Annotated in this window: 34 protein-coding genes; 4 read left to right on the top strand and 30 right to left on the bottom strand. The window is 62.4% G+C overall.

The features are described from left to right. The first annotated feature begins 149 nt into the window (after positions 1-149). The 4 genes from typA (at position 150) to DT603_RS12050 (ending at position 7,792) form a co-directional block, all read left to right on the top strand. Entirely contained in the window at positions 150-1,979 is a 1,830-nt protein-coding gene (gene typA, locus DT603_RS12065) for a translational GTPase TypA (protein ID WP_162350141.1), read from the top strand. A gap of 11 nt (positions 1,980-1,990) precedes the next feature. Next, entirely contained in the window at positions 1,991-2,458 is a 468-nt protein-coding gene (locus DT603_RS12060) for a DUF2127 domain-containing protein (protein ID WP_162350140.1), read from the top strand. A gap of 68 nt (positions 2,459-2,526) precedes the next feature. Next, positions 2,527-4,149: an amidase gene (locus DT603_RS12055; protein WP_162350139.1), complete on the top strand. Its 1,623-nt coding sequence runs from the start codon at positions 2,527-2,529 to the stop codon at positions 4,147-4,149. A 169-nt stretch (positions 4,150-4,318) separates the two neighbouring features. Beyond that, positions 4,319-7,792: a bifunctional diguanylate cyclase/phosphodiesterase gene (locus tag DT603_RS12050; protein ID WP_162350138.1), complete on the top strand. Its 3,474-nt coding sequence runs from the start codon at positions 4,319-4,321 to the stop codon at positions 7,790-7,792. A gap of 70 nt (positions 7,793-7,862) precedes the next feature. Here DT603_RS12050 and DT603_RS12045 read toward each other — a convergent pair whose 3' ends face one another. The 30 genes from DT603_RS12045 to DT603_RS11900 form a co-directional block, all read right to left on the bottom strand. Further along, positions 7,863-9,257: a class II 3-deoxy-7-phosphoheptulonate synthase gene (locus DT603_RS12045; protein ID WP_162350328.1), complete on the bottom strand. Its 1,395-nt coding sequence runs from the start codon at positions 9,255-9,257 to the stop codon at positions 7,863-7,865. Positions 9,258-9,306: 49 nt separating this feature from the next. Then, positions 9,307-9,828, bottom strand: coding sequence for a disulfide bond formation protein B (locus DT603_RS12040; RefSeq protein ID WP_162350137.1), 522 nt, complete (start codon positions 9,826-9,828; stop codon positions 9,307-9,309). Between the two features lie 134 nt (positions 9,829-9,962). Next, entirely contained in the window at positions 9,963-10,343 is a 381-nt protein-coding gene (gene rplQ, locus DT603_RS12035) for a 50S ribosomal protein L17 (protein ID WP_162350136.1), read from the bottom strand. A 189-nt stretch (positions 10,344-10,532) separates the two neighbouring features. Then, entirely contained in the window at positions 10,533-11,531 is a 999-nt protein-coding gene (locus tag DT603_RS12030) for a DNA-directed RNA polymerase subunit alpha (protein WP_162350135.1), read from the bottom strand. Positions 11,532-11,582: 51 nt separating this feature from the next. Beyond that, positions 11,583-12,212 carry a 30S ribosomal protein S4 gene (gene rpsD, locus DT603_RS12025; protein WP_162350134.1) on the bottom strand — a complete coding sequence of 210 codons (630 nt, stop codon included), beginning with the start codon at positions 12,210-12,212 and terminating at the stop codon, positions 11,583-11,585. 14 nt (positions 12,213-12,226) lie between these two features. Further along, entirely contained in the window at positions 12,227-12,619 is a 393-nt protein-coding gene (gene rpsK, locus DT603_RS12020) for a 30S ribosomal protein S11 (RefSeq protein ID WP_093289967.1), read from the bottom strand. 12 nt (positions 12,620-12,631) lie between these two features. Then, on the bottom strand, positions 12,632-12,988 hold the full coding sequence (gene rpsM, locus DT603_RS12015; RefSeq protein ID WP_093289966.1) for a 30S ribosomal protein S13: 357 nt from the start codon (positions 12,986-12,988) through the stop codon (positions 12,632-12,634). Between the two features lie 356 nt (positions 12,989-13,344). Continuing rightward, the gene (gene secY, locus DT603_RS12010; RefSeq protein WP_162350133.1) at positions 13,345-14,697 is read right to left on the bottom strand and encodes a preprotein translocase subunit SecY; all 1,353 of its coding nucleotides are present in this window, start codon (positions 14,695-14,697) and stop codon (positions 13,345-13,347) included. Between the two features lie 7 nt (positions 14,698-14,704). Next, positions 14,705-15,148: a 50S ribosomal protein L15 gene (rplO, locus tag DT603_RS12005; protein ID WP_162350326.1), complete on the bottom strand. Its 444-nt coding sequence runs from the start codon at positions 15,146-15,148 to the stop codon at positions 14,705-14,707. Continuing rightward, the gene (rpmD, locus tag DT603_RS12000) at positions 15,148-15,345 is read right to left on the bottom strand and encodes a 50S ribosomal protein L30 (protein WP_162350132.1); all 198 of its coding nucleotides are present in this window, start codon (positions 15,343-15,345) and stop codon (positions 15,148-15,150) included. Before rpmD ends, rplO begins: the two co-directional genes overlap by 1 nt. Continuing rightward, positions 15,335-15,883 carry a 30S ribosomal protein S5 gene (rpsE, locus tag DT603_RS11995; RefSeq protein WP_093289962.1) on the bottom strand — a complete coding sequence of 183 codons (549 nt, stop codon included), beginning with the start codon at positions 15,881-15,883 and terminating at the stop codon, positions 15,335-15,337. Before rpsE ends, rpmD begins: the two co-directional genes overlap by 11 nt. A 151-nt stretch (positions 15,884-16,034) precedes the next feature. Beyond that, positions 16,035-16,391 (bottom strand): 50S ribosomal protein L18, encoded by a 357-nt coding sequence (gene rplR / locus DT603_RS11990; RefSeq protein ID WP_162350131.1) that lies wholly within the window; start codon positions 16,389-16,391, stop codon positions 16,035-16,037. Between the two features lie 44 nt (positions 16,392-16,435). Then, complete coding sequence (gene rplF / locus DT603_RS11985) at positions 16,436-16,963, bottom strand: 50S ribosomal protein L6 (RefSeq protein ID WP_162350130.1); 528 nt, start codon at positions 16,961-16,963, stop codon at positions 16,436-16,438. Between the two features lie 12 nt (positions 16,964-16,975). Further along, complete coding sequence (rpsH, locus tag DT603_RS11980; RefSeq protein WP_162350129.1) at positions 16,976-17,371, bottom strand: 30S ribosomal protein S8; 396 nt, start codon at positions 17,369-17,371, stop codon at positions 16,976-16,978. A gap of 84 nt (positions 17,372-17,455) precedes the next feature. After that, a complete protein-coding gene (rpsN, locus tag DT603_RS11975; protein WP_162350128.1) occupies positions 17,456-17,761 on the bottom strand; it encodes a 30S ribosomal protein S14 in 306 nt (101 codons plus the stop codon). 19 nt (positions 17,762-17,780) lie between these two features. Continuing rightward, positions 17,781-18,323 (bottom strand): 50S ribosomal protein L5, encoded by a 543-nt coding sequence (rplE, locus tag DT603_RS11970; RefSeq protein ID WP_162350127.1) that lies wholly within the window; start codon positions 18,321-18,323, stop codon positions 17,781-17,783. 11 nt (positions 18,324-18,334) lie between these two features. Further along, positions 18,335-18,649, bottom strand: coding sequence for a 50S ribosomal protein L24 (rplX, locus tag DT603_RS11965; protein WP_093289956.1), 315 nt, complete (start codon positions 18,647-18,649; stop codon positions 18,335-18,337). Positions 18,650-18,664: 15 nt separating this feature from the next. Then, positions 18,665-19,033: a 50S ribosomal protein L14 gene (gene rplN, locus DT603_RS11960; RefSeq protein ID WP_042614221.1), complete on the bottom strand. Its 369-nt coding sequence runs from the start codon at positions 19,031-19,033 to the stop codon at positions 18,665-18,667. Positions 19,034-19,049: 16 nt separating this feature from the next. Beyond that, entirely contained in the window at positions 19,050-19,331 is a 282-nt protein-coding gene (gene rpsQ, locus DT603_RS11955; RefSeq protein ID WP_162350126.1) for a 30S ribosomal protein S17, read from the bottom strand. Positions 19,332-19,342: 11 nt separating this feature from the next. Continuing rightward, positions 19,343-19,540, bottom strand: coding sequence for a 50S ribosomal protein L29 (gene rpmC, locus DT603_RS11950; protein WP_162350125.1), 198 nt, complete (start codon positions 19,538-19,540; stop codon positions 19,343-19,345). Further along, positions 19,540-19,953: a 50S ribosomal protein L16 gene (gene rplP, locus DT603_RS11945; protein ID WP_162350124.1), complete on the bottom strand. Its 414-nt coding sequence runs from the start codon at positions 19,951-19,953 to the stop codon at positions 19,540-19,542. The genes rpmC and rplP overlap by 1 nt, the downstream gene beginning before the upstream one ends. A 6-nt stretch (positions 19,954-19,959) precedes the next feature. Continuing rightward, entirely contained in the window at positions 19,960-20,679 is a 720-nt protein-coding gene (rpsC, locus tag DT603_RS11940) for a 30S ribosomal protein S3 (protein WP_162350123.1), read from the bottom strand. A gap of 18 nt (positions 20,680-20,697) precedes the next feature. Continuing rightward, positions 20,698-21,033 carry a 50S ribosomal protein L22 gene (gene rplV, locus DT603_RS11935; protein ID WP_162350122.1) on the bottom strand — a complete coding sequence of 112 codons (336 nt, stop codon included), beginning with the start codon at positions 21,031-21,033 and terminating at the stop codon, positions 20,698-20,700. Between the two features lie 10 nt (positions 21,034-21,043). Continuing rightward, entirely contained in the window at positions 21,044-21,322 is a 279-nt protein-coding gene (rpsS, locus tag DT603_RS11930) for a 30S ribosomal protein S19 (RefSeq protein WP_093289950.1), read from the bottom strand. Positions 21,323-21,328: 6 nt separating this feature from the next. Beyond that, the gene (rplB, locus tag DT603_RS11925) at positions 21,329-22,156 is read right to left on the bottom strand and encodes a 50S ribosomal protein L2 (protein WP_162350121.1); all 828 of its coding nucleotides are present in this window, start codon (positions 22,154-22,156) and stop codon (positions 21,329-21,331) included. A 10-nt stretch (positions 22,157-22,166) separates the two neighbouring features. Continuing rightward, positions 22,167-22,481, bottom strand: coding sequence for a 50S ribosomal protein L23 (gene rplW / locus DT603_RS11920; protein WP_162350120.1), 315 nt, complete (start codon positions 22,479-22,481; stop codon positions 22,167-22,169). Beyond that, positions 22,478-23,083: a 50S ribosomal protein L4 gene (rplD, locus tag DT603_RS11915; RefSeq protein WP_162350119.1), complete on the bottom strand. Its 606-nt coding sequence runs from the start codon at positions 23,081-23,083 to the stop codon at positions 22,478-22,480. Before rplD ends, rplW begins: the two co-directional genes overlap by 4 nt. A gap of 12 nt (positions 23,084-23,095) precedes the next feature. Further along, on the bottom strand, positions 23,096-23,749 hold the full coding sequence (rplC, locus tag DT603_RS11910) for a 50S ribosomal protein L3 (protein ID WP_162350118.1): 654 nt from the start codon (positions 23,747-23,749) through the stop codon (positions 23,096-23,098). Between the two features lie 10 nt (positions 23,750-23,759). Further along, complete coding sequence (rpsJ, locus tag DT603_RS11905; protein ID WP_162350117.1) at positions 23,760-24,071, bottom strand: 30S ribosomal protein S10; 312 nt, start codon at positions 24,069-24,071, stop codon at positions 23,760-23,762. A gap of 520 nt (positions 24,072-24,591) precedes the next feature. Then, positions 24,592-24,986 (bottom strand): EF-Tu C-terminal domain-related protein (locus tag DT603_RS11900; protein WP_484573158.1); only part of this gene is annotated, 395 nt, incomplete at its 5' end.

Below are 24,986 nucleotides of genomic sequence, written 5' to 3'. Positions count from 1 at the left end.
CGGTTTTCGCCGATTAAACCGCCCCTGGGTGCCATCGGCCCGCCCGGACGGGCATTTCGGCCACGCCACTGAGTCAATGCACAGGTTTAACCCGTTATAATACTCGGCTTCCTTCCCGGCCGAGCGCGGTTCAAATCGCGCCTTTCTACATGTCTATCCAGAATCTGCGCAATATCGCCATCGTCGCCCACGTCGACCACGGCAAGACCACCCTCGTGGACTGCCTGCTCAAGCAGTCGGGCACGTTCAACGAACGCACGGTCACCACCGAGCGGATGATGGATAGCAACGACCAGGAAAAGGAACGTGGCATCACGATCCTGTCCAAGAACACCGCCATCAACTGGAATGGCAACCGCATCAACATCGTCGACACCCCGGGCCACGCCGACTTCGGCGGCGAAGTCGAGCGCGTGCTGTCGATGGTCGACTCGGTACTGATCCTGGTCGATGCGATGGATGGCCCGATGCCGCAGACCCGATTCGTGACCCAGAAGGCCTTTGCGATGGGCTTCAAGCCGATCGTGGTGGTCAACAAGATCGACCGCCCCGGCGCGCGCCCGGACTGGGTGATCGACCAGGTGTTCGACCTGTTCGACAAGCTCGGCGCCACCAATGAGCAGCTCGATTTCCCGATCGTCTATGCCTCGGCCCTGCACGGCTACGCCAGCCTGGAAGACTCGGCGCGCGAAGGCGACATGACCCCGCTTTACGAAGCGATCATGAAGCACGTGTCGCCACCCGACGTGGACCGCGAAGGTCCCTTCCAGATGCGCATCAGCCAGCTGGACTACAACAATTTCGTCGGGCTGATCGGCGTGGGCCGCATCCAGCGCGGCAAGGTGCGCACCAACATGCCAGTCAGCGTGATCGACCGTCACGGCAAGAAGCGCCAGGGCAAGGTCCTGCAGGTCCTGGGTTTCCTGGGGCTGGAGCGCGTTGAAGTGGAAGAAGCCGAAGCCGGCGACATCGTCGCCATTTCCGGCGTGGCCGACCTCAGCATCTCCGACACCCTCTGTGCGCTGGACACTCCCGAGGCGCTGCCGGCGCTGACCGTCGACGAGCCGACCATCAGCATGACCTTCCAGGTCAACAACTCGCCGTTCGCGGGCAGCAAGGAACACAGCGGCGGCAAGTTCATCACCAGCCGGCAGATCCGCGAGCGCCTGGAGCGCGAGACCCTGCACAACGTGGCCCTGAAGGTCGAGGAAGGTTCCGACCCCGACAAGTTCCTGGTCTCCGGCCGCGGTGAGCTGCACCTGTCGGTACTGATCGAGAACATGCGCCGCGAAGGCTTCGAACTGGCCGTGTCGCGCCCGGAAGTCATCATCAAGGAAATCGACGGGCAGCAGATGGAACCGGTCGAACAACTGGTCGTCGATATCGAGGAAGTGCACCAGGGCGGGGTCATGGAGAAGCTGGGCGTGCGCAAGGGCGCGCTCAAGAACATGGAATCGGACGGCAAGGGGCGCGTGCGCCTGGACTACATGATCCCGGCCCGCGGCCTGATCGGCTTCCAGAATGAATTCCGCACCCTGACCCAGGGCTCGGGCCTGCTGTTCCACGTGTTCGACCATTACGGTCCCAAGGAACAGGGCGCCATCGCCAAGCGCCAGAACGGCGTGATGATCGCCAATGCGCCGGGCGCCACCCCGGCCTACTCGCTTGGGCCGCTGGAAGAACGCGGCAAGCTGTTTGCCGCCGAGGGCGACAACGTCTACGAAGGCCAGTTGATCGGCATCCATTCCAAGGACAACGACCTGACCGTCAACGCCATCAAGACCAAGCCGCTGACCAACATGCGCGCTTCGGGCAAGGACGACGCCATCAAGCTGACCCCCGCGATCAAGTACACGCTGGAACAGGCGCTGGATTTCATCGAGGACGACGAGCTGGTGGAAGTCACCCCGAAGGAAATCCGCCTGCGCAAGAAGTTCCTCAACGAAAGCGACCGCAAGCGCGCCTCCCGCGCGGCCTGATCTCCGTTGCAGTGACGGGCGCGTCCTACAACCCGGCGCCGCGCGCGCACCCGGGTTTGCATGTCCTGGCCCTCTTCGAGGGCCTCAAGGGCTTGCTGGCGCTGATTGCGGCGGCCAGCCTGGAAGTGCTGGGGCCGCAACCATTGCGCAACCTGATCACCAGCCTCATCAGCCGGTTCAACCTGGATCCGGCCCACGGCACCCTGCCCTCGCTGCTTGATGCGATCAATCCGGGTGCCGTGCACCTGGCGGTTGCCGTGGTGTCGCTGTATGCGGTCTGGCGCCTGGTCGAAGGCTGGGGCTTGTGGCGCGCTCGCGCATGGGCGTCCTGGCTGGGTTGCGTGGGCACCGCTGCTTACCTGCCACTGGATGCTTACGCCATCTACCACCATGACGGTTGGCACACCTGGGCCGTGCTGGTGCTCAATCTGATCGTGGTGGCAGTGCTGGCGCGCGACCTGGTCAAGCGCCGCGCCTGATCTTCGCAATTGCACGCATCCCCGATGCTGGGTAGCCTGCCTGCGCACACCCTGCAGGATCCGAACCGATGTGGCGCACCCCGGTATTGCTTGCCCTTCTGCTGGCATTTTGCGGCTGTGATTCCACCGGCCCGGACGCGACCGGCGCGCAGCCCGTTGAACCCACCGATTTCACCTACGCCGAACTGGACATCACCGACCTGCAGCAGCGCATGCAAGCCGGCGAGCTGGACAGCCGTACGCTGACACAGGCCTACCTGGACCGCATCGCGGCCCTGGACAAAGCGGGGCCTAAACTCAATGCGGTGATCGAGATCAATCCCGATGCGCTGAAGGAAGCCGCCCTGCGGGATGTGGAACGCAAGACCAATTCGGTACGCGGCCCGCTGCACGGCATTCCGATTTTGCTCAAGGACAACATCGGCGCCACGCCGATGGTCAATTCCGGCGGCTCGCTGGCACTCAAGGATTTCAGGCCATCCACCGATGCCTTCCTGGTACGTCGGCTGCGCCAGGCGGGGGCGGTGATCCTGGGCAAGACCAATCTCAGCGAATGGGCCAATTTCCGGTCGACGCGTTCGCTCTCGGGCTGGAGCGGGCGTGGCGGGCTGACCCGGAATCCGTATGTGCTTGACCGCAATCCCTGTGGCTCCAGTTCCGGCAGCGCGGTCGCCGCATCGGCCAACCTGGCCGCGGCCGCGATCGGCACGGAAACCGACGGCAGCATCATCTGCCCGGCCGCGGTCAATGGACTGGTAGGGCTCAAGCCCACGGTCGGACTGGTCAGCCGGGAAGGCATCATCCCCATCTCCTTCAGCCAGGACACCGCGGGACCCATGACCCGCAGCGTGGCCGATGCGGCCTACCTGCTGAGCGTACTGGCCGGGCGCGACGATGCCGATCCGGCAACCGCCAGGACGGCCTGGAACACCAGCCTCGATTACCACCTGCACCTGGATGCAAACGCACTCAAGGGCGCGCGCATCGGCGTGATTCGCAGCAAGCTCGTCATCCACCCCGACGCCGCCGCCGCAATCGAAGACGCCATCCGCACGATGCGCGAAGCGGGCGCCACCGTCGTCGACGCGGAAATCCCCACTGAAGGACAGTGGTCGGACGACGAGACCACGCTGTTGCTCTACGAGTTCAAGTCAGGGCTGGAGCGCTACCTGCAAAAGCACAATGCACCGCTGAAGACGCTTTCCCAGCTGATTGGCTACAACGCGCAATACCGTACGTCCGAGATGCCCTTCTTCGGGCAGGAGCTGTTCGAGCAGGCCAATGCGAAGGGCGGCCTGAATGAACCCGAGTACATCAGCGCACGCTCCCGGGCCAGCCGCCTTGCAGGGCCCGAGGGAATCGATGCCGCGTTGAAAGGACAGCGCCTGGATGCACTGATCGCCCCGGCAACCGGTCCTGCGTGGATCAGCGATCCGCTGACCGGCGACCACTTCCCGGGCGCCGGTTATGGCGCCGCCGCGGTGGCCGGTTACCCCAGCCTGACCATTCCGATGGGAAATTCCAACGGACTACCGCTTGGCATCGTCTTCATGGGCACGGCATGGAGCGAACCCAAGCTGATAGGACTGGGCTACGCCTACGAGCAATTGACCCGTGCACGCAAGCCGCCGGAATACCGCCCTACCCTGCACGTCCCTGCCAAGGCTTCGCCGCCTGGTGCGGCCAGGTAATGGTCGGCGGCATGTTCGCGCATCCTTCGCGGCAATTGAAAAAGCGTGTCGTCTTTCGTCCGTTCGGGCGTACGATGGCAGCGGCACGATGGCAGGGTCGGATTGAATGGATGTAGATGCAGATCGTGCATCGGAACTGAGAGCACTCAGCGGGTCGCGTTCGACGGCCATGCTGCGTTTGCGTCGGCTGGATTCGCTGGCGTGGCTGGTCCTCGCGCTGGCTATCCTGCTCTCTGTCTGGTTCGGCTATGTGTCCTGGCTTCAGGCCAGGCGCACGGCGGAAGCACAATTCAATGCACGCTCGGAGGCGGTGGCCGCCGCGATACTCACGCGCATCCATGCCTACGAAGACATAGTCCGCGCCTCTGCGGGCATGCTGGAGGCCAGGCCGCAGCTGGACCAGGCGGGCTTCACTGCCTACGTGACAAAACTGCAGCTGCCCCAACGCCATCCGGGCGTGCAGACATTGGGGTTCGCCCGCCGGGTCGGCGACGCAGACCTGCCAGGCTACGTGCTGGCACAGCGCGCCCAGCATGGTCCCGCTTTCGATGTCCATCCACGTACCCGGTCAGGCGAACATTTCATCGTCGACCTGCTCTATCCCGACATACCGCAAATGCGCCAGTTGCTCGGCACCGATATCTCGGCCGAACCGGTGCGGCGCGCCGCACTGAAGGCGGCGCGCGACAGCGGTGAACTGTCCGCCGCACGTCGCGTTACCTTTGGCAATCCGGCGGTGGGTGGCGCTTTCAGTGGTTTCCTGCTGTATGCACCGGTCTACGCGGTGGATCTGCCGCACCAGCGCAACGCCGGCGCAAACGCACAATCGCCGACCAGGCCGTCGCTGCAGGGATTTACCTCGGCCGGCTTCGGCTGGGACCGCATGATCCAGGAGGCGATAGCCGGCGTGGAAAACCACCAGCTGGATCTCCAGCTGCAATCAACGGACCCAGCCACCGGCATCGTCTACCAGCGCACCGGGCTGCGGGACCGCTATGGCGCGGACATGGAACCGGCGTTCAACCAGCAGCGCACGTTGCAGTTCTTCGGTGGCGACTGGAAATTGCGGATCAGTTCCGCGCCGCGCAACGTGGCTATCCCTGCGATCACCTCCATCCTGGTCCTCGCCTCCGCAGGCATCGCGCTGGGCCTGGTCGTGTTCGTCCTGCTGGTCACCCTCGCACGCGCCGACCGGCGCAGCCGCGCGCTGCTCAATGCAGTGGCCGACCACCTGCCCACTCTCATTGCCTACATCGACCACGACCAGTGCTACGGATTCGTCAACCGCGCCAGCCGGGACTGGTTCGAACAACCTTCCCTTGGCTGGAGTGAGCGCCGCGTTGCCGACGTGCATGCCGACAACCCCGAATTCCTGGAATCGCTGCAGGGCGCAATGGCCAAGTCCGCCAATGGCGAACGAGTGAGTTGGGAAGCGCGGATCGGGCAGCCACGGCGCCCGGTGCAGGTCTACCTGTTGCCCGACCTTGACGCAGACCGGCGGGTGGCTGGCTGGTACCTGATGGCCTACGACAACAGCGAACAGCACCGCACCTTGCGCGAACTCGCAACCGCGCGCGACCAGCTGCAACGGGTCACCGACAAGCTGCCCGCCATGATTGCGCAGTACGACCGCAACGAGGCCACGGTGTTCTTCAATCGTGCCTGCGCCGAAGCCAACCTTTGGCAGCAACCCTATCGTCAAGGTATCCGCATCGAGGAAATGCTGGGGGAGAAGACCTATTCCCTGCGCAAGCCATACATCGATGCGGTCATGTCGGGCCGCGACATCGATTTCGAGAGCGTCGCCACAGGCGCAGATGGCAGGCCGCGCCGCCTGCATTCCTATTACACACCTGACATCGACGAGGACGGCAAGGTATGCGGGTTTTTCGTCATGTCCACCGACCTGACCGAGAAGGCGCACCTCGAGAATGCCCTGTATGACGCGCATGAACGCGCCGAGGTCACCCTGACCTCGATCAGCGATGCCGTCATCACCACGGATGCGGCCGACCGCATCACCTACATGAATCCGGCAGCCGAAGCGCTCAGCGGCTGGATGCTGCACAGCGCATTGGGGCAACCCATCGCCGAGATACTTCCCGTGCACGTAGTGGGAAGCGCCGCGCAGGAAGAAGGCGCGCACACGGCCGCCATGCCGGGAGACCTGCAGTTGCTGCGCCATGACGGCAAGCCGATACTGGTGGAAAGATCGCTGTCGCCAGTCCGCGACCGCGGCACCAGCTCGGCCGGTTCGGTGATCGTCCTGCGTGATATCACCGAAGCGCGTGCGCTGAATTCGCGCATGGCCTACCTGGCCCACCATGACGCCCTGACCGGTCTGCCCAACCGCCTGCAGCTCAACAACTCGCTGGGCAAGCTGATCGATGCCGACAGCTCAAGTGGCGACGGACTGGCGGTGCTGTTCATCGACCTCGACCTCTTCAAGCACGTCAACGACGCGCTCGGCCACCACATCGGCGACCAGTTGCTGCAGCAGGTAACGCGGCGCATCCAGCGAAGCGTGGGCGACAAGGGCAGCGTGTATCGCACCGGCGGCGACGAGTTCGTAGTGCTGCTGGACAAGGTGTCATCGCGCGAGCGGGTGCTGGAAGTCGCGCAGCATTTGCTGAATATCGGCGAGGAACCGTATACGGTCTCCTCGCATGAATTGCACCAGGCCTTCAGCATAGGCATCAGCCTGTTCCCGGATGATGGCTATGACGCGTCCACACTGATGATGCGGGCCGACGCGGCCATGTACCTGGCCAAGCGCAGCGGCCGCAATACCAGCCGCTTCCACAACAGCGAACTGGCCAGTAACGCGGACGCGCGCATAGAGCTCGAGAACAGCCTGCGCCGAGGACTGCGCAAGGGTGAGCTGGTGCTGCACTACCAGCCGCAGATCGATCGCATCAGCGGCCGCATCGTGGGCGTTGAAGCCTTGATGCGCTGGCAGAAGGGCGATCGTTTGATGCAGCCTGGTGAATTCCTGCCGATCGCCGAGGAAACCCACCTCATCGTCGACATCGATCGCTGGGCGATCCAGGCCGCCTGCCGCCAGAACCGCATCTGGCAGCAATCCGGGCTGCCGCCGATCCCGGTGTCAGTGAACATTGCAGCGGCCAACTTCGACACCGGCACGCTGGTGGAGGCGGTAACCGCCGCGCTGGAAGACAGCGGCATGGCGCCGGAATACCTGGAGCTGGAGGTCACCGAGACCACGATCATGCAGGACGTCCAGCGCACCGACCATGCCCTGCGAGCGCTCAAGGCGATGGGCGTGCGCATCGCCATCGACGACTTCGGCACCGGCTTCTCCAGCCTGAGCTACCTGGGCAACTACGGTTTCAACGTGCTCAAGATCGACCAGTCATTCGTGCGTGAGGTCACCGAGCCCAGCCAGGCCGCCATCACGCGAGCCATCATCGGGCTGGCAAGCCAGCTGGACTGCCACACCGTCGCCGAAGGCGTCGAAACCCAGGCGCAACTGGAGTGGCTGGTTGCGAACGGCTGCGATACGTTCCAGGGACACCTGTTCAGTCCGGCGATACCAGCGGTGGAATTTGCGCGACTGCTTGCCCGCGGCAAGACGTGGGAAATCCCCGACAGAACCAGCACCGCGCAGCTGCATTGGTCCTGAGATCCAGCAGGCGGGGCCCGACTACGACGAGCCGGCACCACCGGGCCGCCCGCCTGTTGGAAGACCCGTCCTAGCGTCCTGCAGGCGCGGCGAGCTGGTTCTGCTTGCGGACGATCGACATCGCGATTTCCAGCGACTGCTCGTAGTTGAGGCGAGGATCCACGGTTGAGCGATACGCACGCTCAAGATCGATGTCCGTCAGCTCGCGCGCACCACCGGTGCATTCGGTGACGTCTTCCCCGGTCAATTCCAGGTGCACGCCACCCAGGCGGGTACCGGCCGCCGCATGCAGGTCGAACGACTGCTCCACTTCGCCGCGGATATTGTCGAAACGGCGCGTCTTGAAACCATTCGACGTGCTTTCGGTATTGCCGTGCATGGGATCGCACACCCACAGGACGCGACGGCCGTCGCGGCGCACTGCGTCAAGCAGCGGCGGCAATTTCTCCGCGATCTGGGTCGCGCCCATGCGATGAATGAAGGTCAGGCGGCCAGGCTCGTCCTCGGGATTGAGGATGTCGATCAGGCGCAGCAACTGGTCGGGATTGACCGAAGGACCCACCTTCAAGGCGATCGGATTGCGCACGCCACGCAGGTATTCGACGTGCGCACCATCCACTGCCGCGGTGCGCATGCCGATCCACGGATAGTGGGTGCTGAGATTGAACCAGCCCCACTGGCGCGGCACCTCACGGGTCAGCGCTTCCTCGTAGGGCAGCAGCAAGGCTTCGTGCGAGGTATAGAAGTCGATGCGGTTGAGGTTGTGGACCTCCGACCCGGAGAGCGTTTCCATGAAGCGCACGGCGTCTCCGATGGAGGTCACCATCTGCTGGTACTCATTGGCATTGGGCGAATAGCCCACCCAGTTGAGGTTCCAGTACTCGGGATGGTGCAGGTCGGCGAAACCGCCATCAATCAACGCGCGCACGAAATTCATGGTCATCGCCGAGCGCGCGTGTGCCTTGATCATGCGGCGCGGGTCCGGGATGCGCGCCTGGGCAGTGAATTCCTGCTGGTTCACAAGGTCACCCCTGTAACTAGGCAAGGTCACCCCATCGCGCGTTTCGGTGTCGGTTGACCGCGGCTTGGCGTACTGCCCCGCGAAGCGACCCACGCGTACCACCGGCAGGCGCAGGCCATGCACCAGCACCAGGCTCATCTGCAGCAGCACCTTGAGGCGGTTGGAAATCAGGCCGGACTCGCAATCACTGAAGCTTTCCGCGCAGTCGCCACCCTGCAAGAGGAATCGCTTCCCTTCCTGGGCCTCGGCCAGTTGCTTCTTGAGCGCGAAGATTTCCCACGACGTCACCAGCGGGGGCAGCTGACGCAACTCTCCCAGTGCCGACTCCAACGCGCCAGCGTCCGGATAGGTGGGCATCTGCACGGCGGTGCGGCCGCGCCAGCTGGTAGGCGTCCAGTCGGCGGGAAGATTCACTGCATGCAGATTTCGGTCGGTGCTGCTCATCGGTTTTTTCTCTTGGCGTTCTTTCATGGTGCCAGATTGATGCGCCGCGTCAAATCTTGCTTATGAAACCTTTCCTGGCCGAAAAGCCGGCATAAAGTGCCCACAGCGCCAAGGCGATGAAACAGACCAGGCTCCAGGCGGGCATGGCCAGGCCCAGGAACGTCCAGTCAACGGTACCGCAGCTGCCTGAAGCGGTGAGTACTTTCTTGATCATGCCCAGTACGCCCACGGAGTCCTGCAGGAATCCGAGTGGCGGTCCGCAGCTGGGAACCAGGTTAGCGGGCAGGCTCTGGACCCAGACATGGCGCGCGGCAATAACGATGCCGATGACCGCGGCGATGAAAGCCCCTATCGCGTAGCCCCGGCGCCCGCCTTGGCCGCGCGGGGCATGAACTGCTCCCAGAAGGAATACGAGCCCCAGCACGGCGAACGAAACCCGCTGGAATATGCACAGGTTGCAAGGTTCCAATCCGTCATGGAACTGGGTCCAGATGGCATAGGCCACCACACCAATGCACGCCAGGAAACCCACAAGGAACTGTATGCGGAACGACCAAAGAAACGGATTCATGTCATCGCCTGTGCAGGAAGAGCCTGCGCATTATCGCCGCGCCGGTGGCATCAGACCATGCATCCGCCTTGCCGGTTCCCAAAAGCAAAACCCCGGCGATGCCGGGGTTTCGTGATGACGCTTTGCGCTTGGGATTACTCGGCGAGCGCAGCGGCTTCCGGTCGATCCAGCAGCTCCACGTAGGCCATGGGCGCATTGTCACCAGCGCGGAAGCCGCACTTGAGGATGCGCAGGTAGCCACCCGGACGCGACTGGTAGCGCGGGCCCAGCGTGGTGAACAAGGTGCCGACGGCTTCCTTGTCGCGCAGGCGTGAAAAAGCGAGGCGGCGGTTTGCAACGCCATCAACCTTGCCAAGGGTGATCAAGGGCTCTGCGACGCGGCGCAGTTCCTTGGCCTTGGGCAGGGTGGTACGGATCAGGCCGTGCTTGATCAACGAAGCGGCCATGTTGCTGAACATCGCCTGGCGATGCGAGCTGGTGCGGCTCAACTTGCGGCCGGCTTTCTGGTGGCGCATGGGTGTGATTCCTGGTTAATGTTGATGCTGTTGAGGTTCGCTGTCGCCTTCATGGCGTTCTTGCATGGACTGCGGATGGCCCGAGCCCGTTCGTCCTGATCGGGCATCGCCGCGCACCTTCGGGCGCGTCGGCGTTGTGTTGCGATTCCAACCGGATCCCCGCAATTGCGGGGATCCGTTATTGCTTGATCAGCCCAGCATGCCGTGCTGCGAGACGCCGGCCGGCGGCCAGTTCTCGAGCTTCATGCCCAGCGAGAGGCCGCGCTGCGCGAGGACTTCCTTGATCTCGGTCAACGACTTCTTGCCGAGGTTCGGGGTCTTCAGCAGCTCGACTTCAGTCTTCTGGATCAGGTCGCCGATGTAGTAGATGCTCTCGGCCTTGAGGCAATTGGCCGAACGCACGGTCAGCTCGAGGTCGTCGATCGGACGCAGCAGCACCGGGTCAACGCCACTGGCAGCCTGCTTCGGCGCACCACGGTCACGGTGGGTGAAATCACCGAACACCGACAACTGGTCGCTGAGGATGTCGGCGGCGGTGCGCACCGCTTCCTCGGCATCGATGGTGCCGTTGGTTTCGATTTCAAGGACCAGCTTGTCCAGGTCGGTACGCTGTTCGACGCGTGCGGCTTCCACCGCATAGGCGACGCGGCGGACCGGCGAGAACGATGCATCCAGCATCAGGCGGCCGATGGCGCGGGTCTCTTCATCCGGACGACGACGGGCGGCGGCCGGCTGGTAGCCGAAACCGCGCTCGATCTTCAGGCGCATGTTGATCGCCGTGTCCTTGGTCAGGTTGCAGATGACCAGCTCCGGGTTGAGGATCTCGACGTTGTGGTCGGTCTTGATATCGGCAGCAGTGACGACGCCCGGACCCTGCTTGGCGAGGGTCAGCGTGGAGCTGTCGCCGGTATGGATGCGGATGGCGACGTCTTTCAGGTTCAACAGGACTTCAAGCACGTCTTCCTGCAGGCCTTCGATGGTGCTGTATTCGTGCAGAACGCCGTCAATCTCGACTTCCGTGATGGCGAAGCCCGGGATGGACGAGAGCAGCACGCGACGCAGCGCATTGCCCAGAGTGTGGCCGTAGCCGCGTTCCAGCGGCTCGATCACGACCTTGGCGCGATTGTCGCCAAGGCGTTCGATTTGCGGGCCGCGGGGGCGCAGCACCTGCTGTGTGGTAACCGTCATGTTGCTTGGTCTCCTGCAAATCCCCGGCTGATCCGGGGATTCGTGATGGGATTACTTCGAGTACAACTCGACGATCAGCGCTTCGTTGATGTCGGCAGGCAGATCTGCGCGATCCGGCACGGCCTTGAACACGCCGCTGAACTTCTTCGAGTCCACTTCAACCCACGAGGGGCTGAGGTCCATCTGTGCGGACACGGTCAGCGATTCCTGGACGCGCAACTGCTTCTGCGCCTTTTCGGAAAGCTCGATCGCATCGCCGGCCTTGATCTGGTAAGACGGCAGATTCACCGACTTGCCGTTGACCAGCACGCCACGATGTGAAACCAGCTGGCGGGCCGAAGGACGGGTGATGGCGAAGCCCATGCGGTAGACGACGTTGTCCAAGCGGGTTTCCAGCAACTGCAGCAGGTTCTCGCCGGTGTTGCCCTTCTTGGTCGAGGCCTTCTTGTAGTAGTTGCGGAACTGACGCTCCAGCAGGCCGTAGATACGCTTGACCTTCTGCTTTTCACGCAGCTGGGTGGCGTAGTCGGACAGCTTGCCCTTGCGGGCAGTGGCGCCGTGCTGGCCGGGCTTCTGCTCCAGCTTGCACTTGGAATCCAGCGCGCGCGCCGGGCTCTTGAGGGAAAGATCGGCGCCTTCGCGGCGGGCGAGCTTACAGGTAGGACCAATATAACGAGCCATTTCTCTTCAGCTCCTTAGACGCGACGCTTTTTGGGCGGGCGGCAACCGTTATGCGGGATAGGCGTAACGTCGATGATGTTGGTGATTTTGTAACCAACGTTGTTGAGTGAACGCACTGCCGACTCGCGGCCCGGGCCTGGGCCCTTGATGCGTACTTCCAACGACTTCAGACCGTAGTCCAGTGCGGCACGGCCGGCCTTCTCGGCGGCGACCTGTGCGGCGAACGGAGTGGACTTGCGGGAACCGCGGAAACCCGCGCCGCCCGAAGTGGCCCACGACAGCGCATTGCCCTGGCGATCGGTGATGGTGACGATGGTGTTGTTGAAGGAAGCGTGGACGTGGGCGACGCCGTCAGTGACGACGCGCTTGATCTTCTTCTTCACTTTTGCTGCTGCTGGTTTGGCCATGATTCGCGCCCCTTACTTCTTGATGGCTTTGCGCGGACCCTTGCGGGTGCGTGCATTGGTGCGGGTGCGCTGGCCACGCAGCGGCAGGCCACGGCGATGACGCAAGCCGCGGTAGCAACCCAGGTCCATCAGGCGCTTGATTGCCATACCCACTTCGCGACGCAAGTCGCCTTCGACGATGAACTTGCCGATTTCGGCGCGCAGGCGCTCGACTTCAGGCTCGGACAGGTCACGGATCTTGGTGGTCGAAGTTACGCCCGCGGTTTCGCAGACCTTCTTCGACCGGGTACGGCCGATGCCGTAAATGCTCTGCAACCCGACCCAGACGTGCTTCTGGGCAGGCAGGTTGACACCTGCAATACGCGCCATGACGCGATTCTCCAAACTGTGTTTGATGGCCCGATTGCAGGCAAACCCGTCAGGGTTCGGTGCAAGCCGGCGGAGTGAACTACGAATTTTAACAAGATCTCGGGTTTCTGGGAAGTCCCCGCAAGCCAAGGCTTGCAAGGACCACGGCATGGGGAGTGTGCCCATGCTCCGGCGCCGGAACCTGCCTGGTACGGGTCGCTTCCGGCTTTCGCCCTCTTCGTCCCGCCCCGCCCCGCGCTACTCTTGCGCAGGGACTGGTCGATTCTCACCTGCGCACGAGATCGCTGCACAGGCCGCCCATCTAAGTTGTAGCTGGCTGCAGGCCTACGCCATGCAGAACCGCTGTGTGTGTTGCTTCAGCCCCGCGCCAAACCGCCGCGCGAGCCGCCTTTGAGATTAGCCTTTTTCAACAGACTTTCGTACTGGTGCGACATCAAGTGCGCCTGGACCTGCGCGATGAAGTCCATTACCACGACGACCACGATCAGCAGCGATGTGCCGCCGAAGTAGAACGACGTACCCAACTGGGTCCGCATGATCTCCGGCAGCAGACACACCGCTACCAGATACAGCGATCCAACCGCGGTCAGACGGGTCAGGACAGCGTCCACGTAATCCGCCGTAGCCTTGCCAGGGCGTATACCCGGGATAAGCGCGCCAGACTTCTTGAGGTTGTCGGCTGTTTCCTGCGAATTGAACACCAGCGCCGTGTAGAAGAAGGCAAACCCGATGATCATTGCGGCGAACACGATCATGTGCAGCGGCTCGCCCGGCGCCAGCGCCTGGGAGATGCGCTGCAGCCACACGGTGGAAGTGGACTGCCCGGACCAGAGCGCCAGCGTGGCGGGGAAAGCCAGGATGCTGGAAGCAAAGATCGGCGGGATCACGCCTGCCATATTGAGCTTGAGCGGAAGGAACGAAGTCTGGTTCATGTACGCGTTGCGGCCACCCTGGCGACGCGCGTAGTTGACCGTGATCCGCCGTTGCCCGCGTTCAACGAACACAACGAAGTAGGTGAAGGCGGCCACGGTTACGGCGATGAGGATCAGCGCAATGGCACTGATGGTGCCGTTGCGGAAGCCTTCGATCGTATTGATCACTGCAACCGGCAAGCCGGCCACGATGCCCGCGAAAATGATCAGCGAAACGCCGTTGCCGACACCGCGCTCAGTGACCTGCTCACCCACCCACATCAGGAATATGGTTCCCGCGGTCAAGGCCACGACCGCTGTCAATACAAAACCCATGCCCGGGTTGTAGACAACCGGCATGCCGCCCGGAGCGACCTGGTTCTGCAGGGCTACGGCGATACTGCCGCCCTGCACCACCGCCAGCAACACCGCGCCCATGCGCGAGTACTGGGTGATCTTGCGCCGTCCGGATTCGCCTTCCTTCTGCATCGCCTTGAGCGACGGGAAGATATGCACGGCCAGCTGGAACACGATGGATGCGGAGATGTACGGCATCACGTTGAGCGCGAACAGACTGAAGCGATGCAGGGCGCCGCCCGAGAACATGTTGAACATGTCCACGATGCCGCCACCCTGCGCTTCCATCATCGCCAGCATCGCATCGGGATTCACGCCGGGAACCGGAATGAAACAGCCAATGCGGTAGACGATCAGCGCACCGACCACGAACAGCAGCCGCTGGCGCAGTTCGGTGAACTTGCCCAACCCGCCTACGCCGCCTGCGTTGCCCTGCGCCATGCTTCAATTACTCCTGGACGCTGCCGCCGGCAGCTTCAATCGCTGCCTTGGCGCCGGCCGTCGCAGCGATGCCCTTCAGCACGAACTTCTTGGACAGCTCGCCCTTATTGACGATCTTGGCGCGCTTGGCGCTGGTCGGAACCAGCTTGGCGGCCTGCAATGCGGCAAAATCGATCTCGCCCGCTTCCAGTTTGTCCAGCTGGTAGGACATGACCTCGGCGCAATCAAGCTTCAGCTTGGAGCGGAAACCAACCTTCGGCAGACGCTTGATCAGCGGCATCTGGCCGCCTTCGAACTTTGCCTTGATCTTGCCCTTGCCCGAACGCGCAAAAGAACCCTTGTGGCCGCGGCCGCAGGTCTTGCCCAGGCCGGAACCAATGCCACGGCCAACGCGCTTGCGGTTGGTACGGGCGCCTTCGCCGGGCTTGAGTGTGTTGAGACGCATATCGATTACTCCTCGACGCGGACGAGATAATGAACCTTGTTGATCAGGCCGCGCACTTGCGGGCTGTCCTTCAGTTCACGCACGTCGTTGATCTTGTTCAGGCCCAGAGCCTTCACCGACAAGCGGTGGATACCCTGGGAACCACGCAGGCCACGCACCAGGCGGACCTTGACCGTACCGGTCGTATTGGACTCACTTGCCATAATTGAGTTCCTCGATTTTCTTGCCGCGCTTGGCCGCGATGCGGGTCGGCGACTGCATGTCGCCCAGGCCCTTCAGCGTTGCGCGCACCAGGTTGATCGGGTTGCGCGAACCAACGGCCTTGGCCAGCACGTTCTTGACGCCGACCGCTTCCAGCACGGCGCGCATGGCGCCGCCGGCGATCACGCCAGTACCTTCCGAGGCGGGCTGCATGTACACGCGCGCCGCGCCGTGGCCGGCCTTGACCGGGTGCCACAAGGTGCCGTTGTTCAGGTCGACGTTGAGCATGCCCTTGCGCGCATATTCCATCGACTTCTGGATCGCGACCGGCACTTCGCGCGCCTTGCCGTAACCGAAACCGATCTTGCCGTTGCCATCACCCACCACCGTCAACGCGGTGAAGGTGAACTGGCGACCACCCTTGACCGTCTTGCTGACGCGGTTGACCGCGACCAGCTTCTCGATCATGCCGTCGTCTACTTTCTCTTCGCGGTTGCGGTCGCGATCACGACCCCGCGGTGCACGTTGTTCTTCAGCCATTTCAGATTCCTTGAGGATTAAGTGATTACGGCTTTGCCGCTTATAGTTGTGGGATGTTGCGGTGGAACGCAGGCGCGAACAGAAGTCGCGGTACGTCCGGCAGCCAACCGTGCCGGCGGTGCAAACGTGGGGGCGAACCCCCGCGTTTCAATCAGAACTTCAGGCCGGCTTCGCGTGCCGCTTCGGCCAGGGCCTTGATGCGACCGTGGTAGCGGTAGCCAGAACGATCGAAGGCGATCTTTTCGATGCCAGCAGCCACGGCGCGTTCGGCGATGACCTTGCCCACGCGGGCGGCGGCGTCGCTGTTCTTGCCGTTCTTCAAGCCTTCCTTGACGTCGGCCTGCAGCGTATTGGCCGCAGCGATGACCTTGGAGCCGTCGGCGCTGAACAGCTGCGCGTACAGGTGCTGGCCGGTGCGCAGCACCGACAGACGCGGCACGCCGAGCACACGGATGTGGGCGCGGGTGCTCTTGGCGCGGCGAAGACGGGCGGTGTTCTTGATGCTCATTATCTTGATCCTTGGGAAGCCTGACGTATACGGAAAAGCCCGCGTTACGCCTTCTTGGCTTCCTTGCGAATGATGATTTCGTCGGAGTACTTCACGCCCTTGCCCTTGTAGGGCTCCGGCGGACGGAAACCGCGAATCTTGGCGGCCACTTCACCGACGCGCTGCTTGTCCGAACCCTGCACCAGGATTTCGGTCTGGGTCGGGGTGGAGATGGTGATGCCTTCAGGGGTCTTGAACAGCACCGGGTGCGAAAAGCCCAGCGACAGGTTCAGGTCCTTGCCGGCCATCGCGGCGCGGTAACCCACGCCCACCAGCTCGAGCTTGCGCTCGAAGCCGTCGGACACGCCCTTGACCATGTTGGCCAGGATCGCGCGGATGGTTCCGGTGATGGCGTCGTGCGCAGGAGTCGCGGGCGACAGGTTCAGCGCACCGTCTTCGACCTTGATGTCGACGCCGGCGGGCTTCACCAGGGTCAACGTGCCCTTCGGGCCCTTGACGCTGAGATTGTCGGTCTGGTTGTTGAACTCGACGCCCTTGGGAAGGGTGATCGGCAGTTTGGCTACACGGGACATACGGTTACTCCCTTAAGCCACGAAGCACAGGACTTCACCGCCGACGCCCTGCTGGCGCGCCTGCGAGTCGGTCATGATGCCCTTGGAGGTGGAAATGATGGCGACGCCCAGGCCGTCCAGCACCTTGGGAAGATCCGCCTTGCCGCTGTACTTGCGCAGGCCCGAACGGGACACGCGCGTAAGACGCTCGATCACCGGCTTGCCTTCGAAGTACTTCAGCTCGATCTCGAGCTGCGGCTTGTTGTCGACGGTATTGATGCGCGACCCGGCGATGTAGCCTTCTGCCTGCAGGACGCCGGCGATGGCGACCTTGATGTTGGAGGACGGCATCTTTACCGTCGGCTTGCCTACAGCGGCCGCATTCTTGATGCGGACCAGCATGTCGGCGATGGGATCAGTCATGCTCATTGCGTATTACCCTTTGAGTAGCACCGATATCCGCTTTCGCGAAAATCTTTGGTTGGAGGAACTTGTTGCCGCCAGCAGGTGTGATTACCAGCTGGCCTTGCGCAGGCCGGGAACGTCGCCGTTCATGGTCGCCTTGCGCAGCATGTTGCGGCCCAGGCCGAACTTGCTGTAGACGCCACGCGAGCGGCCCGACAGGGCGCAGCGGTTGCGTTCGCGGCTGGGCGAGGAATCGCGCGGCAGCTTCTGCAGCTTGATCACTGCTTCCATGCGCTCTTCGTACGAGGCGCTGGCGCTGGAGATGGTCTTCTTCAGTGCATCACGCTTGACGGCGTACTTCTTTGCCAGTTTGGCCCGCTTGATGTCGCGGTTAACCATTGAGGTCTTTGCCATGCTCAGGTTTCCTTGCGAATCAGTTGCGGAACGGGAATTTGAAAGCCTCGAGCAGCGCCTTTGCTTCAGCGTCGGTCTTGGCCGTGGTGGTGATGGCGATATCCATGCCGCGAAGCGCGTCTACCTGGTCGTAGTCGATTTCCGGGAAGATGATCTGCTCCTTCACGCCCATATTGTAGTTGCCACGGCCGTCGAAAGAACGGGCCGAGACGCCACGGAAGTCGCGCACGCGCGGCAGCGACACGTTGACCAGGCGATCAAAGAACTCGTACATCTTCCGGCGGCGCAGGGTGACCTTGCAGCCGATCGGCCAGCCGTCGCGGATCTTGAACGAAGCCACCGAAACGCGCGACTTGGTCGTGATCGGGCGCTGGCCGGTGATCTTGGCCAGGTCGGCAACGGCGTTTTCCAGGATCTTCTTGTTGGTCGCGGCTTCGCCGACGCCCATGTTGATGGTGATCTTGGTGATCTTCGGCACTTCCATGGGATTGGAATAGCCGAATTTCTCGGTCAGGCTGGGAACAACCTGTTCCTTGTAGAACTTTTCGAGACGGGTAGTCATGACTTCATTCCTTAGGCGTCCAACGCCTCACCGCTGGAGCGGAACACACGCAATTTGCGTCCATCCTCCAGCACCTTGAAACCGATACGCTCGCCCTTGCCGGAAGCCGGGTTGAACAGCGCGATATTGGAGATGTGCATCGAGGCTTCACGCTCGACCACGCCGCCGGCAACACCCGCCTGCGGATTCGGCTTGGTGTGGCGTTTGATGATGTTGACGTTGGAAACGATCACGCGATCGCCATCCACACGTACCACGTCACCACGCTTGCCCTTGTCCTTGCCGGCGATGACGACCACCTGGTCGCCCTTCTTGATACGGTTCATAGTTATGTCCTCGGCTCAGAGCACTTCAGGCGCGAGCGATACGATCTTCATGAACTTCTCGGAACGCAGCTCGCGGGTTACTGGCCCGAAGATGCGCGTACCGATAGGCTCCTGCTTGTTGTTGAGCAGCACGGCGGCATTGCCGTCGAAGCGGATCAGCGAACCATCCGGACGGCGCACACCCTTGCGGGTACGGACCACGACGGCGTCGTAGACTTCGCCCTTCTTGACCTTGCCACGCGGGATCGCGTCCTTGACGGTGACTTTGATGATGTCGCCAATGTGCGCGTAACGGCGCTTGGAGCCGCCCAGCACTTTGATACACATCAGTTCCTTGGCGCCGGAGTTGTCGGCCGCGTCAAGGTAGCTCTGCATCTGGATCATGATTCAGGTTTCCTTGTTAGACGGCCGCACGGGTGATGATTTCCACCACGCGCCAGTTCTTGGTCTTGGACAGCGGCGCGATTTCCACCACGCGCACCACGTCGCCTTCGTTGCAGCTGTTGTCCGCATCATGGGCATGCAGCTTGCTGGAACGACGGATGTACTTGCCGTACAGCGCATGCTTGACCTGACGCTCCACCAGTACGGTGACGGTCTTGTCCATCTTGTTGCTCACGACACGGCCTTCGACCGTACGTTGCCCGCTCTTGTCGGACGTGTTCTCGTTGTTCTCGCTCATCACGGCAGTCCTTACTTCTTGCTCGGTTGCGGCTGGCCAAGCAGGGTCTTGACGCGAGCGATCTCGCGACGGACCCGACGCGTTTCATGCGTCTTGGGCAGCTGGCCGGTGACCTGCTGCATGCGCAGCGAAAACTGCTCCTTGCGCAGGTCGGTCAGGTGTTCGGCCAGCTGGTCGGCCGACTTCTCACGGAGTTGTTTGAGTTCCATTAGCGCACCGTCCGGGTAACGAATGTGGTGGTCACGGACAGCTTGGCCGCGGCCAGGCGGAAGGCCTCGCGCGCGATTTCCTCGGTGACGCCTTCGATTTCATAAATCATGCGGCCAGGCTGGATCTGCGCGACCCAGTATTCCACGTTTCCCTTGCCGGAGCCCATGCGGACCTCGATGGGCTTCTTGGTGATCGGCTTGTCCGGGAACACGCGGATCCACATCTTGCCGCCACGCTTGACGTAACGGCTGATGGAACGACGTGCAGCCTCGATCTGGCGCGCGGTGAGCTGGCCGTGCTTGGTAGCCTTCAGGCCGTATTCGCCGAAGCTGACAAGGTTGGCGCTCCAGCTCAGGCCGTCATTGCGACCCTTGTGCTGCTTGCGGTACTTGGTACGTTTTGGTTGCAACATGGCCGATTACCTCGCGTCACGGTCACGGGCCGGACGCGACGGACGTTCGCTGCGCTCGGGGCGCGCTTCGTCCTGCTTTTCCTGGCCGATCTGGGAGAAGTCGAACACTTCACCCTTGTAAACCCACACCTTGATTCCGATGATGCCGTAGGTGGTCTTCGCCTCGGCAAAACCGTAGTCGATGTCGGCGCGCAGCGTATGCAGCGGCACGCGACCCTCGCGGTACCACTCCGAACGCGCGATTTCCGCACCGTTCAAACGGCCACCTACGTTGACCTTGATGCCCAGGGCGCCAAGGCGCATCGCGTTTCCAACCGCACGCTTCATCGCGCGACGGAACATGATGCGGCGCTCAAGCTGCTGGGCAACCGACTCGGCTACCAGCTGCGCGTCCAGTTCCGGCTTGCGAACTTCGGTGACGTTGATGTGCGCCGGGACGCCCATCAGGTCGCTTACTTCCTTGCGCAGCTTCTCGATGTCCTCACCGCGCTTGCCAATCACCACGCCCGGGCGGGCGGTGTGGATGGTCACGCGTGCGGTGTTGTTGGGACGCTCGATCAGGATCTTGGAGATGCCTGCCGCTGCCAGCTTCTTGCGCAGCATTTCGCGAACCTTGAGGTCGGCAGCCAGGTAGCTGGCGAACAGCCCCTTCTTGGCGAACCACTTGGAGTTCCAGTCCTTGGCGATGCCCAGGCGGAACCCGATCGGATGTACTTTATGACCCATCGTTTTTTCCTTCCGCCTTTACTTGCCTGCGCCCACAACCACAGTGATGTGGCTGGTGCGCTTGAGGATACGGGTGCCGCGGCCCTTGGCCCTGGCCATGAAACGCTTCAGCGACGGACCCTCGTCGACCATGATGGTCACGATTTTCAATTCGTCGACGTCTGCGCCCTGGTTGTTCTCGGCATTTGCAATCGCCGACTCAACCACTTTCTTGATCATCTGCGCTGCTTTCTTGTCCGAGAACTTCAGCAGGTTGACGGCGCGTTCGGCGGACAGGCCACGCACCTGGTCTGCGACCAGGCGGGCTTTCTGTGCGGAGATGCGCGCGGTGCGCAGGATGGCTTTGGCTTCCATTGTCATCTCCTTAACGCTTGCCCGGCGCGGCTTTCTTGTCGCCACCGTGGCCCTTGAAGGTCCGGGTGACGGCGAATTCGCCAAGTTTGTGGCCGACCATATTCTCGTTGACCAGCACCGGAATATGGTTCTTGCCGTTATGCACGGCGATAGTGAAACCCACCATTTCCGGCAGGATCATCGAACGACGCGACCAGGTCTTGATCGGACGCTTGCTGCCACCCGCGGCCTCCACCTTCTTGATGAGGTGGTGGTCGACGAACGGGCCCTTCTTGAGTGAACGTGCCATGGTCGATTAGCCCCTACGATCGCGGACGATGAATTGCTGGGTGCGCTTGTTATGGCGCGTCTTGTAACCCTTGGTCGGCACGCCCCACGGCGTGACCGGATGCGGGTTGCCCTGGCCTGCCTTGGCCTCACCACCACCGTGCGGATGATCGACCGGGTTCATGGCCGCGCCGCGAACGGTCGGCTTAATGCCGCGCCAACGCTTGGCACCGGCCTTGCCCAGCTTCTCGAGGCTGTGCTCGCTGTTGCCGACTTCGCCGATGGTCGCGCAGCACTCGATCTGCACCTTGCGCATTTCGCCGGAGCGAAGGCGCAGCGTGGCAAAACCCTGCTCGCGAGCGACCAGCTGGACGCCTGCTCCTGCGGCACGCGCAATCTGCGCGCCCTTGCCCGGCTTCATCTCGATGGCGTGAATCGTGGTGCCGACCGGAATGTTGCGAAGCGGAAGCGTGTTGCCGGCGCGGATCGGGGCATCACTGCCCGCGATGACCTGGTCGCCAGCCTTCAGGCCCTTCGGCGCGATGATGTAACGGCGTTCGCCGTCGACATAGCAAAGCAGCGCGATGTGGGCGGTACGGTTGGGGTCGTATTCGATGCGCTCGACGCGCGCCGGAATACCCACCTTGTCCCGCTTGAAGTCGATGATGCGGTAATGCTGCTTGTGGCCACCACCGATATGACGGGTGGTGATGCGGCCGTGGTGGTTACGACCACCGCTCTTGCTCTGCGGCTCGAGCAACGGAGCATGCGGCGCGCCCTTGTGCAGGTCCGGCGTCACTACGCGGACTGCCGAACGGCGGCCGGGCGAAGTGGGCTTGAATTTCATTAATGGCATGGGATATTCCTCAGGCCTTGGCGGTTACGTCGATGGCCTGGCCGTCGGCGAGGCGAACGTACGCCTTGCGCCAGCTGCCACGGCTGCCAGTGCGATTGCGGAAGGACTTGTTCTTGCCCTTCACGTTCAACACGCTGACGCCTTCCACCTTGACATCGAACAACTGCTCGACCGCGGCCTTCACGTCAGCCTTGGTTGCGGTGCTCGAAATCTCAAAGACGTACTGGTTGGAGAGCTCCTGCAGGCGTGCGGTCTTCTCGGAAACCCGGGGAGCACGCAGCACGCTGAAGATCTTTTCGTTGGTGATTTTAGCGGTCGTGCTCATGCCAGCCACTCCTCGATCTTCTTGACCGCATCAGCGGTGATTACGACGGTGTCGGCACCGACCAGCGAGGCCGGGTCCAGACCCTGGACATCGCGGACTTCCACGTAGGGAAGGTTGCGCGCCGAAAGGTAAAGATGCTCGGAGGCCTCTTCGGTGACGATCAGAGGACGACGACCCACTTCCAGGCCCTTGAGCTTGGCGATCAGACCGGTGGTCTTGGCCGAATCCACGTCAAACGAATCGACCACCATCAAACGACCCTGGCGATTGAGCTCGGACAGGATGGCCTTCATGGCCGCGCGATACATCTTGCGGTTGACCTTCTGCTCGAAGCTGCGGGGCTTGGCCGCGAAGGTCACGCCACCGCCGACGAAGATAGGAGCGGTCAGGGCGCCGTGACGTGCACCGCCACCCTTCTGCTTCTTGGACTTCTTGGTGGTGCCGTTGACTTCCGAGCGCGTCTTCTGCGCCTTGGTACCGGCGCGACCCGCATTGCGGTACGCGACCACAACCTGGTGGACCAGGTCTTCACTGAATTCGCGGCCGAACACTTCGTCGGAAACCGACAATTTGCTGGCGCTGCCTGTGATGGCAAGTTCCATCATGCTTCTCCCTTATCCCTTGCTCGACGGACGTACGATCACGTCGCCACCCGGCGCGCCCGGAACCGCGCCACTAACGGCGATCAGCCCACGTTCGACATCAACTTTCACGATTTCCAGATTCTGCGTGCTCTGGTTCACGGCACCCATGTGGCCGGCCATCTTCTTGCCCGGAAAAACGCGACCCGGCGTCTGGCGCTGGCCGAGCGAACCCGGCTGACGATGCGACAGCGAGTTGCCGTGCGTGGCGTCGCCCATGGTGAAGTTATAGCGCTTGATGGTGCCCTGGAAGCCCTTGCCCTTGGTCACACCCTGCACGTCGACCTTCTGGCCAACCTCAAAAATGTCGGCCTTGATTTCGCCACCTACGGCGAAATCACCCAGCTTGTCGTCTTCGACGCGCAATTCCCACAAACCACGGCCGCCTTCCACCTTGGCCTTGGCCAGGTGACCAGCTGCCGGCTTGTTGATGAGCGCGGCACGACGGGTACCCACCACAACCTGCACGGCGCTGTAGCCGTCGGTTTCAGGGGTCTTGAGTTGAGTGATGCGGTTCGGGGTTGCCTCGATCAGGGTGACCGGGATGGACTTGCCATCTTCCGTGAACACCCGGGTCATGCCAGCCTTGCGGCCGACCAGGCCCAACGAATATTTCTTCGCGGTCATGTCAGTGGCCTCAGGTCAGCTTGATCTGGACGTCGACGCCGGCCGCAAGCTCGAGCTTCATCAGCGCGTCCACGGTCTTGTCGTTCGGATCGACGATATCGAGCACGCGCTTGTGCGTGCGGGTCTCGTACTGGTCACGCGCGTCCTTGTCGACGTGCGGGGAGGTAAGAATGGTGAAGCGCTCGATCTTGGTCGGCAGCGGGATCGGACCGCGCACTTGCGCGCCGGTACGCTTGGCCGTTTCCACGATCTCGCTAGCCGAGCGATCGATCAAACGATGATCGTACGCTTTCAGCCGGATCCGGATTTTTTGTTCCGCCATGACGGAGGTTCCTTCGTTAAAAGAGCGACGGGCGCGGCCTCTGGGATGCCTGCCCCTGGTTGATCTTGCTGATTATTCCCCGCCATGCGCTGCTGAAACTTGCGACCGGCTTGTGGGGATTCGTCCTGAAAAGCTGGGCGGACCGGTAAACCGGACCGCCCAGACAGAAAAGTATAAGACGCGTGAACTGCCCCGTCAATAGAGGGGCTGCCAAATTTGGCTTTTCACGCGACATTTCCTTGTCTGGCGAACACGAGGCGCTTCCTGCACCTCTTTTCGCGGTAGCCGGCGACCTCCCAGGAGGCGCTGGCGGATACTGCAAACTGCGTCCGGCTTCAAGCCGGCCGCGAATAATACACTTACTTGATCATCTTTGCTACCACTCGAGCGGGCTTTCTGGAGTTCCGCTTGAGGGCATGACACTTCCAGCTTGGCCCAGCCCAGGGTCAACGCTGGATCCCCGCCTTCGCGGGGATGACGACCTGACAAAGCCCTGCGCTTGCGCGCAGGGGTCAGGGCGTTACTTGATGATCTTGGCCACCACGCCGGCGCCAACGGTGCGGCCGCCTTCGCGGATTGCAAAACGCAGGCCTTCGTCCATCGCCACCGGGTTGATCAGCGACACCACCATCTTCACGTTGTCGCCCGGCATCACCATCTCCACACCCTCGGGCAGCTCAACGGCGCCGGTGATGTCGGTGGTGCGGAAGTAGAACTGCGGACGGTAACCCTTGAAGAACGGCGTGTGACGGCCACCCTCGTCCTTGGACAGCACGTAGACTTCAGCTTCGAACTCGGTGTGCGGCTTGATCGAACCCGGCTTGCACAGCACCTGGCCGCGCTCGACGTCGTCACGCTTGGTGCCGCGCAGCAGCAGACCGGCGTTGTCGCCTGCCTGGCCCTGGTCCAGCAGCT

Origin of the sequence: Pseudoxanthomonas gei (assembly GCF_010119615.1) — a bacterium.
In the GTDB taxonomy this organism is placed as follows: domain Bacteria; phylum Pseudomonadota; class Gammaproteobacteria; order Xanthomonadales; family Xanthomonadaceae; genus Pseudoxanthomonas_A; species Pseudoxanthomonas_A gei.
This window is presented reverse-complemented; position numbering and strand designations above follow the sequence as displayed.